Consider the following 16,112-nt stretch of genomic DNA (forward strand, 5'->3'; position numbering starts at 1 on the left):
CGCCCTTCGGGCGAAGGAAATGCACCCCTTTTGGTGCTAACGCACCACCTTTCCCCCGAAGGGGGAACTTTTAGCGGATCTTCGCCTTGAGATGCTTATGAGATGATTGCTCCTAGGCGGGTTATTCTGCCCCCTGAATAGGGGGAAGTCCGGCGCAGCCGGATAGGGGGTAGCCGCCGCAGGCGGCTAATCACCATGATGCTTTTCACTGGGTATGAGAGTAAGGGGAAGCAAAGAGCAAACTTCCCCCTCCGGGGACGTACCGCCGCAGGCGGGGATAGGGGTGCATTTCCATCGGGCGAAGCCCGGTTGTGAAGGTTTTCGCTGCCGCAGGCAGCGCGCCGCCTATAGGCGGCATTCATACTCATCGCCCGCAGGGCGATACCACACCCTCTGAACCTTTTGAACCTTTTGAACCCTCTGAACCTGGGCTGCAAAGCGCCCCTTTGAACTTGGTCCCGCTTGTTATATAATTATATTGACTCATTGTTTATTGAAGTACAGGAGATGTATGGAGCGTTACAGGAATTATTCTGATTATCTGAAGGAGCGGTACGGGGAGAAGGTGTACAAGATTCCCGTATCTCTTCCGGTGACCTGTCCGAACCGGGACGGGCAGCTTTCGTCGGCGGGCTGCATTTTCTGCGGGTCTATCGGCGCCGATTATGAGACGAAGGCGGTGGGGATGGGTATTACCCGCCAGCTGGACAGGAGTATGGCCCATGTGGGGCCGAAGTACAAGGCGAGGAAGTTTATTGCCTATTTCTTGAATTTTACAAATACCTACGCACCGCTTTCCGATTTCAAAGGCTGGGTGGAAGAGGCCATGAGCCATCCGGCGGTGGTGGCGGTGGATGTGTCCACGCGGCCGGACTGTATTCATGAGGCGTACCTGGATATCCTGAAGGAGGCGTCTTTGAAGTACGGGAAGGATGTGACGGTGGAGCTGGGGCTCCAGAGCAGCAATGTGCACACCCTTGCCATCCTGAACCGGTGCCACGGGCTCTCGGAGTTTATTGACGCTGCTATCCGCATCGGGCGGTATGGCTTCGATCTCTGCACCCATGTGATTGCGGATCTTCCCTGGGATGACCGGCTGGATGTGGCGGAGACGGCGAGGATCATTTCGGCCCTTCCGGTGACGGAGGTGAAGCTCCATTCTCTTTATATCGTGAAGGGGACGAAGCTCTCGGACATGTATGAGAAGGGGGAGGTTTCCCTGCTTCCCATGGAGGAGTATATGGAGCGGGCGGTGCTGTTTCTTTCTTATCTTCGGAAGGATATCGTGGTGCAGCGCATGGTGGGCCGGGCGTCGGGCGGAAATACGATTACTGTGAACGGCGGCTCTCCCTGGTGGGAAGTGAAGGATGCCATCGACCGTCTTCTGGAGAAAAGAAATATTACCCAGGGCTGCCGGTGTGATTATCTGGACGGCAGTGCGGTGAGACGTTTTTTGAAATGAGAATTGTGTGACGAAAGGAAATATGATTACGGAACGGGTAGAAGAAATACTCATCAGGGACCAGCAGGAAGCGTCCCATATTTTTGAAAGAGACAGTTCCTATCTCAAGGTCATCGGTGACCATTATGGCATCGACCTGTCGGGCCGGGGCAATCTTATCCGCATCAAGGGAGAAGACGAGGCGGTGAAGAAGGCGGCGGCGGTGGTGGAGCGTCTCCGCCACATGGTGCGTGAGCGCATCCGGCTGTCGGAGCGGCAGGTGCGGCTGGTGATGACTCTTCTGGACGAAGGGAAGGAGCATCTTCTCCAGGAAATGGAAGAAGATATCATCAATTTCACTAAAAGCGGCAATCCCATCCGTCCCCGTACCCTGGGGCAGAAGTTTTATGTAGACGCCATCCGGCATCATTCCATTACCTTCGGCATCGGGCCGGCGGGTACAGGAAAGACCTATCTGGCAGTGGCGCTGGCGGCCTTTGCCCTTCGGAATCACGATGTACAGCGCATCATCCTGGTGCGCCCTGCGGTGGAGGCAGGGGAGAAGCTGGGGTTCCTGCCCGGCGATATGCAGGAGAAGGTAAACCCCTATCTCCGGCCTCTCTTCGACGGCCTTCTGGATATGTTCGGTCCCGAGGAGTTCATGCGGCTCCAGCAGAAGGGGCAGATTGAAGTGGCGCCCCTGGCTTATATGCGGGGACGGACGCTGGAGAAGTCCTTCGTCATTCTGGACGAGGCCCAGAATACGACGGTGGAGCAGATTAAAATGTTCCTCACCCGTCTGGGGTTCAGGTCAAAAATGGTGGTGAACGGCGACGTTACCCAGATCGACCTGCCGCCCCATGTGAAGAGCGGGCTCATCGATGCTCTTCGGGTGCTTGATGGTGTAAAGGATATCGGACAGGTTCATTTCACAGAGGACGATGTGGTGCGCCACGACCTGGTGGCCGCCATTATCCATGCCTATGAGGAAGATGCAAAGAGAAGAAATAAAAACGGAGGCAGCAGCCATGGAAATCACGATTAATTACAGCGATATGAAATTTTACAGTGAAGAACTGGAAGCACTGATTCACAGGGTGCTGGAAAAGGGGGCGGAGTTGCAGAAGGTGCCGGAGGATGCGGAAATCAGCGTGCTCATCTGTGACGGCGAAACCATTCATGAGCTGAACCGGGACTACCGCCACGTGGATGCTCCCACCGACGTGCTCTCTTTTGCCCTGAATGAAGGGGAAGACGACATTCCGGAAGAAGAAAAGGCGCTGGGCGATATCGTCATTAACCTGGACCGGGCAGTGGACCAGGCTAAGGAATTCGGCCACAGCAAGGAAAGGGAAATGGCTTACCTTTCTGTCCACGGTTTCCTCCATATTCTGGGCTACGACCACTATGATCCGGAAGAAAAGAAGGCCATGAGGAAGGCGGAGGAAGACATCCTGGGCGCCTGCGGCATTACCCGCATGATGACAGAAGGAAAGCTGGAAGCGGAACATGAAGGCCAGTGACATCCAAGGCCTTCTGGAACAGGCGGAGGAAGCAAGGAAGAAAAGCTACTCTCCCTACTCCCGCTATCCCGTGGGGGCGGCGCTTCTCTCGGAAGACGGCACCGTCTACAGGGGCTGCAATATGGAAAATGTGTCATATCCCGCCTCCCTCTGCGCCGAAAGAAATGCCATAGGCAGCGCCATTACCGACGGAAAGCGCCGGTTTTCCGCCATCGCCATTATTGGGAGCCATGAAGACTACACCATGCCCTGCGGCATCTGCCGGCAGGTGATGGCCGAATTTCATGTGCCCCTTATCATTTGCGGCAAGTCGCCGGACGACTACCGCACCTATACTTTGGAAGAACTATTTCCTTCTTCCTTTAAGGCAGAAGAACTGATTCATAAGGAGAATCCATGACAGAAACAGACAAGAAATTTCACTCCGGCTTCGCCGCCCTGGTGGGCCGTCCTAACGTGGGGAAATCCACCCTCATGAACGCCCTTCTGGGAGAAAAGATTTCCATCGTCTCCGCCCACGCCCAGACCACCAGAAATAAAATCACCGGCGTGTGGAACGGCGACAATTCCCAGGTGGTGTTCCTGGACACCCCGGGCATGCACAAACCACAGAGCAAGCTGGGCGAAGCCATCCGCCAGAGCACCATGGACGCCTTGGACGAGGTGGACATGATTGTTTTCCTCTGCGCCTGCAACGACCCCCTGGGCGCTGGAGACCGCTACATCCTCTCCCTCCTGAAGGACAGGAAGGTGCCGGTGATTCTGGCCCTCTCCAAGACCGATCTCATTTCCAAAGAAGAAGTGCTGAAGAAAATCGTGCAGTACAGCAGGATTTACCCCTTCGCCGAAATTATCCCCCTCTCCGCTAAAACCAGTGAAAACCTGGATGAACTCATGAAATGCGTGGTAAAGTACATGCCGGAAGGGCCGAAATACTTCCCTGATGACATGGTTACCGACCAGCCGGAAAGAAATATCGTCCAGGAAATTGTGAGAGAAAAACTCCTCACCCGCACCAGAGACGAAGTGCCCCACGCCATCGGCGTATTCACCGAAGAATTCTCCGAAAGGGACAACGGTAAAGTCTACATCCGCTGCACCATTTACGTGGAACGGGACTCCCAGAAACGAATCATCATAGGCAAAAAAGGCAGCGTCCTCAAAGCCGCCGGCCAGGAAGCCAGAGAAGAAATCCAGAGCCTCATCGGCGCCCCGGTGTTCCTGGACCTCTGGGTCAAGGTCAGCAAAGACTGGAAGAATAAAGATTATATATTGAGAGAACTGGGGTATAAGGAACATAAGTGACACGCCTATGGCGTGAGGGTTCAGAGGGTTCGGCCCGTTAAAAGCGGGCTGGTTCAAAGGGTTCAGAGGTTGGAGGTAGGCGGCTGCGCCGCCAATATATATAAAACCAAACAACCGCCCTGGCGGGCGAGGGAAAACAAGCCAACCACCCTTCGGGCGTGGGAAATGCACCCCTTCTGCCTACGGCACCTCCCCCGGAGGGGGAGGTTTTAGCGGCACTATGCCTTGAGGTGCTTATGAGTTCAGACGCTGAGCGGAGAGAAGACTTCCCCCTCCGGGGTGGCAAAGGAACTGGATTCGTAGGGAGTCGTAGACGACTGAGAATCCAGTGACATGCTTCCCTTTAGGAGAAGTACCGCCGTAGGCGGGGATAGGGGTGCATTTCCAACGGGCGCAGCCTGGTTTGCCTGTTTTTTACGCCCGTAGGGCGGTTGTACGGTTTTCATTTCGCGAAGCGAAATTATATACTCATCGCCGCGAAGCGGCGATACCTTCCCCTCTGAACCTTTTGAACCTTCTGAACCCTTTGAACCTTTTCTCCAACAACGCCCCTATCCTCCGTCGCCTACGGCGCCACCCCCTTCCAAAGGAAGGGGGCTAAAAACTGCGGCGTCAGCCGCCACCACCCCCTCTGAACCTTTTGAACCCTTTATATTAAGGAGGAATGTCCTATTACTACCGATATACAGTGGCTGGTCCTATGCATGGCAGCAGCGCTGGCCGCTTCCTTTTTTAATTACAAGAATACGCTGGTCAATTTTTCCTTTGCCCGCATGCGGAAGAAGTACATTGAAGACAATGACGAGCAGGATCCGGAGCTGATCAGGAAGGTAGCCCCCTTTTACCAGCGTACCAGCCAGATTCTTGGGGGCACCCAGGTGGCTTTTGTCGTATACTGCGGTATTTTTGCCCTCAGCCTTCTGGGTATGGTGGAAAGCGGCAGGCACCTGCTTTTAGCTCTCATGGGTCATGAGCTTTCCTGGGCGGTGAATCTCATCCTGGCGGCAGCGGTGGTGGTACTGGTGACACTCTTCTGGACGGGCACGGTGCTCTACCCCGGCACCCATGCCCTGGTGGAGCCGCTGCCTATTCTGGCCTCCCATCGGTGGGTGGTGCACTGGAACCGCCATCTGTTCCGCCCCTTTGTGCAGGCCGGGCTTTTCCTGGTGCGCCGCATTTTCCGCCTCCACAAGATACCCTTCCGGAACGAAGTGAATTTCACCTACACCGAAGATGAAATCCGCTGCATCGTGGAGGAAAGCAACCGGAGCGGCAGGCTGAATGCCCTGGAAAATACGCTCATCAAGAATTCCTTCGATTTCTTCGATCTCATGGTGCGGGATGTCATGATTCCAAGAAACAACATGGTGGTGCTCTATTATAATGATGACATGGAAACTATGCGCCGCGTGATTTCCAAGGCCCACCACACCTGCTATCCGGTGTGCATGGACGATAAGGACCAGATTCTGGGCTTCATCCATGTGAAGGATTTCATGGAAAATTTCCTTCACGGACAGGGAAATGTGAAGACCATTATGCGCGAAATCCTGACGGTGCCGGAGGTCATGCCTGCGCCGTCACTCCTGCAGCTCATGAAGAACCGCCGCATTTATCTGGCGGTGGTGGTGGATGAGTACGGCGGCACGTCGGGACTGGTGACCTTAGAGGACCTGGTGGAAGAGCTTATCGGTGAAATCCCCCAGTCCGTGGATACCACGCCCTATGAAATCCTGCGCATGAAGGACGGTACCTACGAATTCGACGGCACCGTCATCCTGGAGGACGTATCGGACCGGCTGGAAATCGACCTGGCCGGCGAGGACATGAACGCCACCATCGGCGGCTTCGTTTTCTCCCATTTGGAACGAATCCCCAAGGTTGGGGACCATGTGGATTTCTCGGGCTGGCGTTTCTCCGTACTCCGCATGGACGGTTTCCGCATCGTCCGGGTGCGGGCGGAAAAGCTTTCGGAAACAGGAAAGGAAGAGCCCCATGAGGAAGGAAATTAAAAGCGGCGAAGCCATCGTGCTCCACAGCAGGGAAGGAAGAGAGGGAGGAAAAATCCTCTCTCTTTTTACCATGCAGCAGGGACGGATGGTCATGTCCCTTCCAAGGGCCGTCATGGTCCGCTGCGGCAGCGGCCTCACCGCCCCTTTTTCACTCATCCGCTACACCTGCGCCGTGGAAGGGGAGTATGCCCTCCTTGGCCAGTACGAAGGACGGCTCCTTTTTGATATGATGAAACTGCCCTATGAGGACATGGCCTACTGGTTCTACGTCATAGAACTTTCTGAAAAACTCTTCCCCCAGGGAGAAAAAGACGATGGCGCCTATGACACCCTCCTCCGGGCAGGTATGGCAGGAGGCAGAAGAAACAGCCTTCCCCTCTGCTTTATGACAGTGGTGAAACTCCTCGCCCTTGCGGGCTTCGACGCCGCATCGCCGGAAGAGGGGGAGGGGAAACTGTCCCATGAAGCCCTTCTGCTCCTTACCGCCTTCCGGGACTACCGCTGGGAGAAACCCTTCTCACGGGCCATTTCCAGGAAAACATTCCACGAAGCGGCGGCCTACGTGGATGGATTTGTGGAGAAGGTGTGCGATATTAAGATGAATACGAAAGGGGCATTTCTGTAGGAAACCGCCAGCCGCTTAACGGCTGGCGGTTTCCGGGTTCAGAGGGTTCAAAAGGTTCACAAGGTTCAGAGGGTGAAGGTGGGCGGCTTTATGGACACGCCCTTTCGGGCGTGAGGGTTGACGGCCCTTTGGGCCGAAGGTTCTCAGGGGGCTAAAGTTTGACAGCGACTTCGCCGCTGAGGGTTTTGGTAGGCGCCTTTTAAATAATTGAAGGCGCCAGTTTTTAGAAAACCAAACAACCGCCCTGGCGGGCGAGGGAAAACCAAACAACCGGGCTTCGCCCATGGGAAAAGAGAAAACCAAACAACCGCCCTTCGGGCGAAGGAAATGCACCCCTTTTGGTGCTAACGCACCACCTTTCCCCCGAAGGGGGAACTTTTAGCGGCGCTATGCTTTGAGATGATTATGAGAATAAATGCTGAGCGGAGAGTAAACCTCCCCCACCGGGGGAGGTGCCGTAGGCAGAAGGGGTGCATTTTCAACGGGCGAAGCCCGGTTTGCCTGTTTTTTTACGCCTGTAGGGCGGTTTTTAAGGTTTTATCATAAGAGGCGGCCTTCTATTCTTTAAAGGCCGCCCACCACCACCCTCAGCCCGAAGGGCTGCCGCCCCCTGAGCGAAGCGAACACAACCTGCCGCCGCAGGCGGCCATAACCTTCGGCCCGCAGGGCCGTCAACCTTTCCCTCTGAACCTTCTGAACCTTCTGAACCCTCTGAACCCTTTGAACTTGGGCCGCCTCCGACGGCCTATTGCTTTTTCCTCTTCATAATGCTAGAATGTGCTGGAACAAAAAGCCCTGAAAATGCAATAGGAAATTTCTACGCAAGAAAAATTCTATAGCGGGCATAAAAAATTCTATAGAAGAAAATATCTTAACCATGGTATTTAAAAATTTTTGGTATTAATCAGGAACGAATCCTTGCATTGAGTCATGAATTGTAGTAAAATTTACCTTTGCAACCGTTCCTTTTTATTATTTATAATGTATGTATATTATAAGGCTTTAAGGAAGGATTTCCTTCCCGGGAGCCCTGTTTTGAAACGAAAGGGTGAGGCGAGGAATGCCCAAAAGCAAGATGTTCAGACCTGTGCAGGTTGGTAAGAAGAAGAGATACACCTATGCCAGATCACAGGAAGTCCTGAAAATGCCGCATTTGCTCGATCTGCAGACGAAGTCCTATGAATGGTTCTGCAGGGAAGGGCTGAAGGATGTATTTGCAGATATTTCCCCAATTGAGGACAGCGCGCACAAGTGGGCGCTGCATTTTGGCGATTACTATTTCGGCAAAGGCAAGTACAATATCGAACAGTGCAAGGCGAAGGATGTCAATTATTCTGCTCCTCTCTACGTGAAGGTGCGCCTGGAAAACAAGGAGACCGGAGAACTGAAGGAACATGACCTTTTCATGGGTGATTTCCCGGTTATGACCGACACCGGCACCTTTATCATCAACGGCGCTGAACGTGTCATCGTTTCCCAGCTGGTCCGCTCTCCCGGCGTGTACTACAAGAAGGAAAGGGACGCTTTCGATAAGGAAATCTACAGCGCCCAGCTCATTCCGAACCGCGGCGCCTGGATCGAACTGGAGTCCGACCCTGCCGGTTCCATTTCCGTCCGCATCGACCGGAACCGCAAGATGCCTGTCACCGTTCTGGTCCGTGCTCTGGGCTATTCTTCCAATGAGGAAATCCTGGATCTCTTCGACCATGATATCCATATTGAAAAGACCCTGGACAAGGATAATACCACGGACCGCAAGTCCGCTCTCATTGAAATTTACCACAAGCTGCGCCCCGGTGAACCGGCTACGGAAGAATCCGGTACCACGCTGCTCAATAATTTCTTCTATGACCCCCGCCGTTACGACCTGGCCAAGGTTGGCCGCTACAAGCTGAACAAGAAGCTGGCCTGGAAGAACCGTCTCCTGGGACATAAGACCGAAGGTCCTATCGTGAACCAGGAAACCGGCGAAGTGGTGATTGAAGCCAACAGCTATATCGATGAAGAAGCTATCGCAAAAATCGAGGAAAGCGGCGTATTCTCCTCCTTCGACCAGGTGGAAGTGATGACTCAGAAGGACGACGGCACTCCCGTCAAGGTTATCTGCTCCTCCGGAAACAGGGAAGATAATTACCGTATTCTGGAACGCTGCGACATTATTGCCTGCATCGATTATCTCCTGAACATGATGCAGGGCTACGGCCGGAGCGACGATATCGACCATCTGGGCAACCGCCGCGTCCGCTGCGTAGGGGAACTTCTGCAGAACCAGTTCCGCATCGGCCTCACCCGTATGGAAAGGGTTGTCCGCGAAAGAATGACCACCCAGGACCAGGACAAGATGACTCCCCAGGCTCTGGTGAATATCCGCCCGGTGGTGGCAGCGATTAAGGAATTCTTCGGTTCCTCCCAGCTGTCCCAGTTCATGGACCAGACAAACCCCCTGGCTGAACTGACCCATAAGCGCCGTCTCTCCGCCCTGGGCCCCGGAGGTCTGTCCCGTGAAAGAGCAGGGTTCGAAGTCCGCGACGTACATTACTCCCATTATGGCCGTATGTGCCCGGTAGAAACCCCTGAAGGTCCTAACATCGGTCTGATTTCCTCCCTTTCCAACTACGGTATCATCAACAAGTACGGCCTCATCGAGACCCCTTACCGCATCATTGAAAAGAGCGTAGATGAAAAGACCGGCGAAAAGGAATACCATGTGACAAACGAAACCAAGTATGTCACCGCCGATATCGAAGAAGATAAAATCATTGCCCAGGCTTCCGAACCGCTGGACGAAGAGGGCCATTTCCTCCATAAGAACGTGGCCAGCCGCCGCGGCCCGGATGTATTGGAAGCGGAACCGGAAGAAGTGGACCTGATGGACGTATCTCCAAAGCAGGTCGTTTCCATCGGTACATCCCTTATTCCATTCCTGGAACACGATGATACGAACCGTGCCCTCATGGGCGCCAACATGCAGCGCCAGGCTGTGCCGCTGCTCCGTCCGGAAGCGCCGCTTGTCGGCACCGGCATGGAATGGGTAGCGGGCCAGGACTCCGGCGTCTGCATCCTCGCCAAGAGGGGCGGCACCGTGGAAAGAGTCACCGGCCGCCAGATCATTGTCCGCGCAGACAACGGCGAGCTTGATACCTATGACCTCATTAAATTCATGCGTTCCAACCAGTCCACCTGCATTAACCAGCGCCCCACCGTATTCAAGGGCGAAAGGGTTGAAAAGGGCGATACCCTGGCAGACGGCATGGCAACGGACCAGGGCGAACTGGCTCTGGGCCACAACGTACTGGTAGCCTTCGTATCCTGGGAAGGGTACAACCACGAAGACGCCGTTCTGATTTCCGAACGCCTCTGCAAAGACGACCTGTACACCTCCATCCACATTGAAGAATACGAATGCGACGCCAGAGACACCAAGCTTGGCGAAGAAGAAATCACCCGCCAGCTGTCCTCGGTTTCCGAAGATGCTGTAAAGTACTTGGATGAAAACGGCATCATCATGGTGGGCGCCGACGTGCGCCCCGGCGATATCCTGGTAGGCAAGGTCACCCCGAAGGGCGAAACCGAGCTTACTCCGGAAGAAAGACTCCTCCGCGCCATCTTCGGCGACAAGGAAAGAGAAGTCCGCGATACTTCCCTCCGCGTTCCCCACGGCGAATTCGGCAAGGTGGTGGACGTAAAGGTATTTACCCGTGAAAACGGCGATGAACTGGCTCCCGGTGTGAACAAGCTGGTCCGCGTCTACATCGCCCAGAAACGTAAGATCCGTGAAGGCGACAAGATGGCCGGCCGTCACGGCAACAAGTGCGTATGCTCCCGCATCCTGCCGGTGGAAGATATGCCATTCACCCCGGACGGCCGTCCGGTGGACCTGGTACTGAACCCTCTGGGCGTACCGTCCCGAATGAACATCGGCCAGATTCTGGAAATCCACCTGTCCTGGGCCTGCCACATGCTGGGTGAAGAAATCCATGCAGCCCTGGCAGCAGGAGAAGGCTCCGCCAAGTATGAGGAAATGAAACAGCGCCTCATCGACTGCGGATATGATTTTGAAAAATACGGCATGCCTGAACCTACGGAATCCGGCATCCACATCGCAACGCCGGTCTTCGACGGCTGCCGCGATGAAGACCTGGCAGCAACCCTTAAAGCAGCCGGTCTCCCGGCCAACGCCAAGACCGACCTCTATGACGGCCGTACCGGTGAAAAACTGGACAACCAGGTCACCATCGGCTGGAAATATATGCTGAAACTCCATCATCTGGTTGATGATAAGATTCATGCCCGCTCCACCGGTCCATACTCCCTGGTTACCCAGCAGCCACTGGGCGGCAAGGCACAGTTCGGCGGCCAGCGTTTCGGCGAAATGGAAGTGTGGGCACTGGAAGCCTACGGCGCAGCCTACACCCTGCAGGAAATCCTGACAGTGAAGTCCGATGATGTCATCGGCCGTGTGAAGGCTTACGAAAAGATTGTAAAGGGCGAAAACATTCCGAGCCCCGGCGTTCCGGAATCCTTCAAGGTCCTCATGAAGGAACTGCAGTCCATTGGACTGGACGTACGGATTCTCAATGAAAACGGCGATGAAGTGGTTCTGAAGGAACTGGACGAAAGCGACCTGGAACAGGACTACGGCGGCGGCGAACGCTGGCACCGGGACGAAGTGAAGGAAGCCATGGAAGGGGACAGTGCAGTCACTGAATCCAGAAATGCCATGGAAACATCCATGAACGGCGGAGAAATGGCTGCCAGCAACGATGTTGCCTCCTTCAACGACACCCTGGAAGCGGAAGCCAATGCTCCTACCGACGAAGAAGCAGGATTCGGCGAAACGGATATGAACAATGAAACCGGCCACAGCGATGGCCAGGATGAATAAACCCGGAAAGGAGAAGAACCCAATTGTTAGATGTAAACGAATTTGATTCCATGAAAATCGGTATCGCCTCTCCGGAAAAGATCCTTGAATGGTCCCACGGCGAAGTCACCAAGCCGGAAACCATCAACTACAGAACCCTGAAGGCAGAAACCGACGGTCTCTTCTGTGAAAAGATTTTCGGACCAACCAAGGACTGGGAATGCAAGTGCGGCAAGTACAAGAAAATGCGCTACAGAGGCACCATCTGCGACAAGTGCGGCGTTGAAGTCACAAGCTCCAAGGTCCGCCGCGAAAGAATGGGCCACATTGCCCTTGCCTGCCCGGTATCCCATATCTGGTATTTCAAAGGCACCCCTTCCCGCATCGGCCTGATTCTTGAAATTTCCCCGCGCCAGCTGGAAAGAGTCCTCTATTTCGCAGCCTACATCGTCCTTGACCCCGGCAGCACCGACCTTCTGAAGAAGCAGGTACTGAACGAACAGGAATACCAGGACGCTGTAGCTAAATTCGGCCCGGGCTCCTTCAAAGCCCAGATGGGTGCAGAAGCCATCCAGAAACTGCTGAAGGAACTGGACCTGCCGAAACTGGAAGCAGCCCTCAAGAAGGAAATCGAAGAAGGCAGCGGCCAGCGCAAGGTCAGATGCATCCGCCGTCTGGAAGAAGTGGAAGCATTCCTTCACTCCGGAAACAAGCCGGAATGGATGATTCTCACCGTTCTTCCGGTCATTCCGCCGGACCTTCGTCCTATGGTCCAGCTGGACGGCGGCCGTTTCGCCACCTCCGACCTGAATGACCTGTACCGCCGCGTCATCAACAGAAACAACCGTCTTAAGAGACTGATGGAACTGGGCGCTCCGGAAATCATCATCCGCAACGAAAAACGTATGCTCCAGGAAGCGGTGGATGCCCTCATCGATAACGGCCGCCGCGGCAGAGCCGTATCCGGCCCGGGAAACCGCCCCCTGAAATCCCTTTCCGACATGCTGAAAGGCAAGCAGGGCCGTTTCCGTCAGAACCTCCTCGGTAAACGTGTCGACTACTCCGGCCGTTCCGTAATCGTTGTCGGTCCTGAACTGAAAATGTACCAGTGCGGCCTGCCGAAGGAAATGGCCATCGAACTCTTCAAGCCCTTCATTATGCATGAGCTCATCAAGAGAGGCGTTGCCAACAACCTGAAAGCAGCCCGTAAAAAAGTGGATAAACTGGCTCCCGAAGTCTGGGATGTACTGGGCGATGTAATCAAAGAACATCCGGTACTCCTGAACCGTGCGCCAACCCTGCACAGACTGGGCATCCAGGCCTTCGAACCGATTCTCTGGGAAGGCCGTGCCATCAAGCTGCATCCTCTGGTATGCCCCGGCTACAACGCCGACTTCGACGGCGACCAGATGGCCTGCCATCTGCCGCTGTCCGTGGAAGCACAGGCAGAAGCCAGAACCCTCATGCTTTCCATTAACAACATCCTTTCCACAAAGGATGGCAAACCGGTAGCTATTCCTTCCCAGGATATGATTCTGGGCTCCTACTACCTCACCATTGTGGAAACTGCCAACGATGCGAAAGTCGATTTCACACCGGAAGAAAAAGCAGCCAACCCCAATGCGAAATTTGATCCCATGAAACAGTGGAAAAAGGCGGAAGACGAAATGGACACCTCCCGTCTCCACGCATACACCGGATACGACGAAGTCATGCTGGCCTATGCCCTCCATGAAATCCGCATCCACGATTTCATCAAAGTCCGCATCCCCAAGGAAGACCGTCCCGACGGATTTAATGACGATGACAAGGACCTTGTCATCACCACCCCGGGCCGCCTGATTTTCAACTACGCCATTCCAAGGGAACTCCGTTTCTTCTACAAACGTCATGAAAAGAGAGTAGACGAAAACGGAAAGACCTATGAAGTGGTGAACAACGGTCTGGGCATCACCATCGGCAAGAAGCAGATGGGCAAGCTCGTGAACGACTGCTTCAAGAAACTGGGCTTCAAAGCCACCGGCGACCTCCTGGACTCCGTGAAGGCACTGGGCTTCCACTACGCCCTGGTTTCCGGCATTTCCATCGGCATCTACGACGTAGCCGTACCGCCCGAAAAGGATAAAATCCTGGCAGACGGCGATGCTAAAGTTGACCAGATTAAGAAATTCTTCCGCCGCGGCCTCATGACCGACGATGAAAGATACAGAAGAGTGGTTGAAGTATGGAGTAAGAAGACAGACGAAGTAGGCGCTGCCATGAAGAGCTCCATGGTGAAATTCAACCCGCTCACCATGATGGCCCAGTCCGGCGCCCGTGGTAACGACAACCAGATCAGACAGCTGGCCGGCATGCGCGGCCTTATCGCCGATACATCCGGTAAGACAGTCGAACTGCCGGTTAAGGCAAACTTCCGCGAAGGCTTAACCGTCCTCGATTACTTCACCTCCTCCCACGGCGCCCGTAAAGGCCTGGCCGACACCGCACTCCGTACGGCAGACTCCGGCTACCTCACCCGCCGTCTGGTGGATGTATCCCAGGACGTCATCGTCCGCGAAGAAGACTGCGACGTGCAGGTACTGAACTTCGACAGGGAACAGAGCATCATCGCCTCCCAGCCGGAAGTGAAGAACCGCATTATGACCCTGAAACCCCATCTCCTGGGAGCTGTCCTTGACGAAGATGTCATTGACAGAAGAAACGGAAGCATCCTCCTCGTCAAGGGCAAGACCCTGGACGCCGACGATGTGACCCTCCTCAACCATCACCTGGTGGAAGAAATCAAGGTCATCATCCCCTCCGCCGAAGGCGAAGAAGCGGAACAGCAGCAGACCTTCAACCTGGGCACCGCCGACGCCGTAGCCGAATACAATAGAGCCATGCGCCACCACCTCACCGTCCACTTCGCAGGAAAGAAACTGGAAGAAGACGCTGTAGACAGGAATGGCAATGTGGTCCTCCCGGCAGGCAGTGAAATCACCCCGGAAAATGCGGAAATCATCCTTTCCTCCGACATCCCCCTCATCAAAGTCCGCATGGACCAGATGGAAGGCGTGGAAGTCAGCAAGATCGAAGAAAACGGACAGCCCATCGAATCCCTGGCAGACCGCATCGCCGGCCGCTGCCCGCTGGAAGATGTGGTGAACCCGGACACCGGTGAAATCATCGCTAAGAAGAACGAAGAAATCACCGATGACCAGGCAGCGGAAATCGAAAAGCACTACGACAAGCTGAAAGTCCGCTCCATCCTCACCTGCCGCTCCGCCCACGGCGTATGCGCTAAGTGCTACGGCAGAAACCTGGCCACCGGCCGCCATGTAGAAATCGGCGAAGCCGTAGGCATCATCGCCGCCCAGTCCATCGGCGAACCGGGCACCCAGCTCACCATGCGTACATTCCATACCGGCGGCGTTGCTTCCGCAGAAGATATCACACAGGGTCTTCCTCGTGTCGAAGAATTGTTCGAAGCACGTAAACCGAAGGGCAATGCCACCATTTCCCGCATCGCCGGCACCGTAGCCATCACCTCCGCTGAAGACAACCCCAACGTCAAGGTCATCACCATCACCAACGACGAGGAAACGGAAAGCGAAAAGATTCCGGTGGCCAAGAAGATTTCCGTACAGGACGGACAGCACATCGAAGCAGGCACCCGCCTCTTCGAAGGCAACGTCAACCCCCACGACATTCTGGCAGTTTTGGGCGTACAGGCTACCCAGAACTACATCGTCAAGGAAGTACAGAAAGTATATAGAAGCCAGGGCGTAGAAATCAACGATAAACACATTGAAATCATCGTCCACCAGATGCTCCGTAAGATTAAGATCCTTGATCCCGGAGACTCCGGCTGGCTCCCCGGTGAAACTGTGGATATTGTCGCATACCGCGGCACCAACGAACGCCTTGACGACGAAGGCAGAAAGAAGGCAGTAGGCGAAAACCTGCTCCTCGGCACCACCAAGGCAGCGCTGGCCACCGATTCCTTCCTCTCCGCCGCATCCTTCCAGGAAACCACCAGGGTCCTCACCGAAGCCGCTATCAAAGGCAAGGAAGATCCCCTCCTGGGCCTCAAGGAAAACGTCATCATCGGTAAACTTATCCCTGCAGGCACCGGCATGTCCCGCTACCGCAAGCTCAAAGTGGTTCACAACGACGAACCGCCGGCAGCTCCTGCTGAAGCAGAATAAGTCAATCAAAAAACAGCTCCTTTCATGGGGCTGTTTTTGATTGGGGCCCGACAAAGTCGGGCCCGGGTTCAAAGGGTGCAAAAGGTGTGCGCCAGTTCGGCGTGTATAGTATAGTCCGGTGAAAGCCCGGGCCCGGCAAAGCCTAGCAAGCAGCC

Annotated in this window: 9 protein-coding genes; all 9 read left to right on the forward strand. The window is 54.8% G+C overall.

From position 1 onward, the window contains the following. Positions 1–511: 511 nt before the first annotated feature. The 9 genes from QZQ29_RS05630 (at position 512) to rpoC (ending at position 15,957) form a co-directional block, all read left to right on the forward strand. On the forward strand, positions 512–1,462 hold the full coding sequence (locus tag QZQ29_RS05630; RefSeq protein WP_296960896.1) for a TIGR01212 family radical SAM protein: 951 nt from the start codon (positions 512–514) through the stop codon (positions 1,460–1,462). Positions 1,463–1,484: 22 nt separating this feature from the next. After that, positions 1,485–2,486, forward strand: coding sequence for a PhoH family protein (locus QZQ29_RS05635; RefSeq protein ID WP_296960917.1), 1,002 nt, complete (start codon positions 1,485–1,487; stop codon positions 2,484–2,486). Next, entirely contained in the window at positions 2,470–2,964 is a 495-nt protein-coding gene (ybeY, locus tag QZQ29_RS05640; protein ID WP_296960899.1) for an rRNA maturation RNase YbeY, read from the forward strand. Before QZQ29_RS05635 ends, ybeY begins: the two co-directional genes overlap by 17 nt. After that, on the forward strand, positions 2,951–3,364 hold the full coding sequence (locus QZQ29_RS05645) for a cytidine deaminase (protein ID WP_296960901.1): 414 nt from the start codon (positions 2,951–2,953) through the stop codon (positions 3,362–3,364). Before ybeY ends, QZQ29_RS05645 begins: the two co-directional genes overlap by 14 nt. Further along, positions 3,361–4,269 carry a GTPase Era gene (era, locus tag QZQ29_RS05650; protein ID WP_296960904.1) on the forward strand — a complete coding sequence of 303 codons (909 nt, stop codon included), beginning with the start codon at positions 3,361–3,363 and terminating at the stop codon, positions 4,267–4,269. The genes QZQ29_RS05645 and era overlap by 4 nt, the downstream gene beginning before the upstream one ends. Before the next feature lie 704 nt (positions 4,270–4,973). Further along, complete coding sequence (locus QZQ29_RS05655; protein WP_296960906.1) at positions 4,974–6,281, forward strand: hemolysin family protein; 1,308 nt, start codon at positions 4,974–4,976, stop codon at positions 6,279–6,281. Beyond that, on the forward strand, positions 6,265–6,906 hold the full coding sequence (locus QZQ29_RS05660) for a recombination protein O N-terminal domain-containing protein (protein WP_296960908.1): 642 nt from the start codon (positions 6,265–6,267) through the stop codon (positions 6,904–6,906). The genes QZQ29_RS05655 and QZQ29_RS05660 overlap by 17 nt, the downstream gene beginning before the upstream one ends. Before the next feature lie 1,060 nt (positions 6,907–7,966). Continuing rightward, positions 7,967–11,791 (forward strand): DNA-directed RNA polymerase subunit beta, encoded by a 3,825-nt coding sequence (gene rpoB / locus QZQ29_RS05665; RefSeq protein WP_296960911.1) that lies wholly within the window; start codon positions 7,967–7,969, stop codon positions 11,789–11,791. 23 nt (positions 11,792–11,814) lie between these two features. Beyond that, positions 11,815–15,957, forward strand: a complete 4,143-nt coding sequence (gene rpoC, locus QZQ29_RS05670; RefSeq protein ID WP_296960915.1) for a DNA-directed RNA polymerase subunit beta' — start codon at positions 11,815–11,817, stop codon at positions 15,955–15,957. The last annotated feature ends 155 nt before the right edge of the window (positions 15,958–16,112 follow it).

The sequence above is a fragment of the uncultured Dialister sp. genome (assembly GCF_900538805.1).
Taxonomy (GTDB): domain Bacteria; phylum Bacillota; class Negativicutes; order Veillonellales; family Dialisteraceae; genus Dialister.

Excerpts from the sequence above, each read along its gene's own strand:
- QZQ29_RS05630 (WP_296960896.1), top strand. The coding sequence starts at position 512 with ATGGAGCGTTACAGGAATTATTCTGATTATCTGAAGGAGCGGTACGGG.
- QZQ29_RS05635 (WP_296960917.1), top strand. The coding sequence starts at position 1,485 with ATGATTACGGAACGGGTAGAAGAAATACTCATCAGGGACCAGCAGGAA.
- ybeY (WP_296960899.1), top strand. The coding sequence starts at position 2,470 with ATGGAAATCACGATTAATTACAGCGATATGAAATTTTACAGTGAAGAA.
- QZQ29_RS05645 (WP_296960901.1), top strand. The coding sequence starts at position 2,951 with ATGAAGGCCAGTGACATCCAAGGCCTTCTGGAACAGGCGGAGGAAGCA.
- era (WP_296960904.1), top strand. The coding sequence starts at position 3,361 with ATGACAGAAACAGACAAGAAATTTCACTCCGGCTTCGCCGCCCTGGTG.
- QZQ29_RS05655 (WP_296960906.1), top strand. The coding sequence starts at position 4,974 with ATGGCAGCAGCGCTGGCCGCTTCCTTTTTTAATTACAAGAATACGCTG.
- QZQ29_RS05660 (WP_296960908.1), top strand. The coding sequence starts at position 6,265 with ATGAGGAAGGAAATTAAAAGCGGCGAAGCCATCGTGCTCCACAGCAGG.
- rpoB (WP_296960911.1), top strand. The coding sequence starts at position 7,967 with ATGCCCAAAAGCAAGATGTTCAGACCTGTGCAGGTTGGTAAGAAGAAG.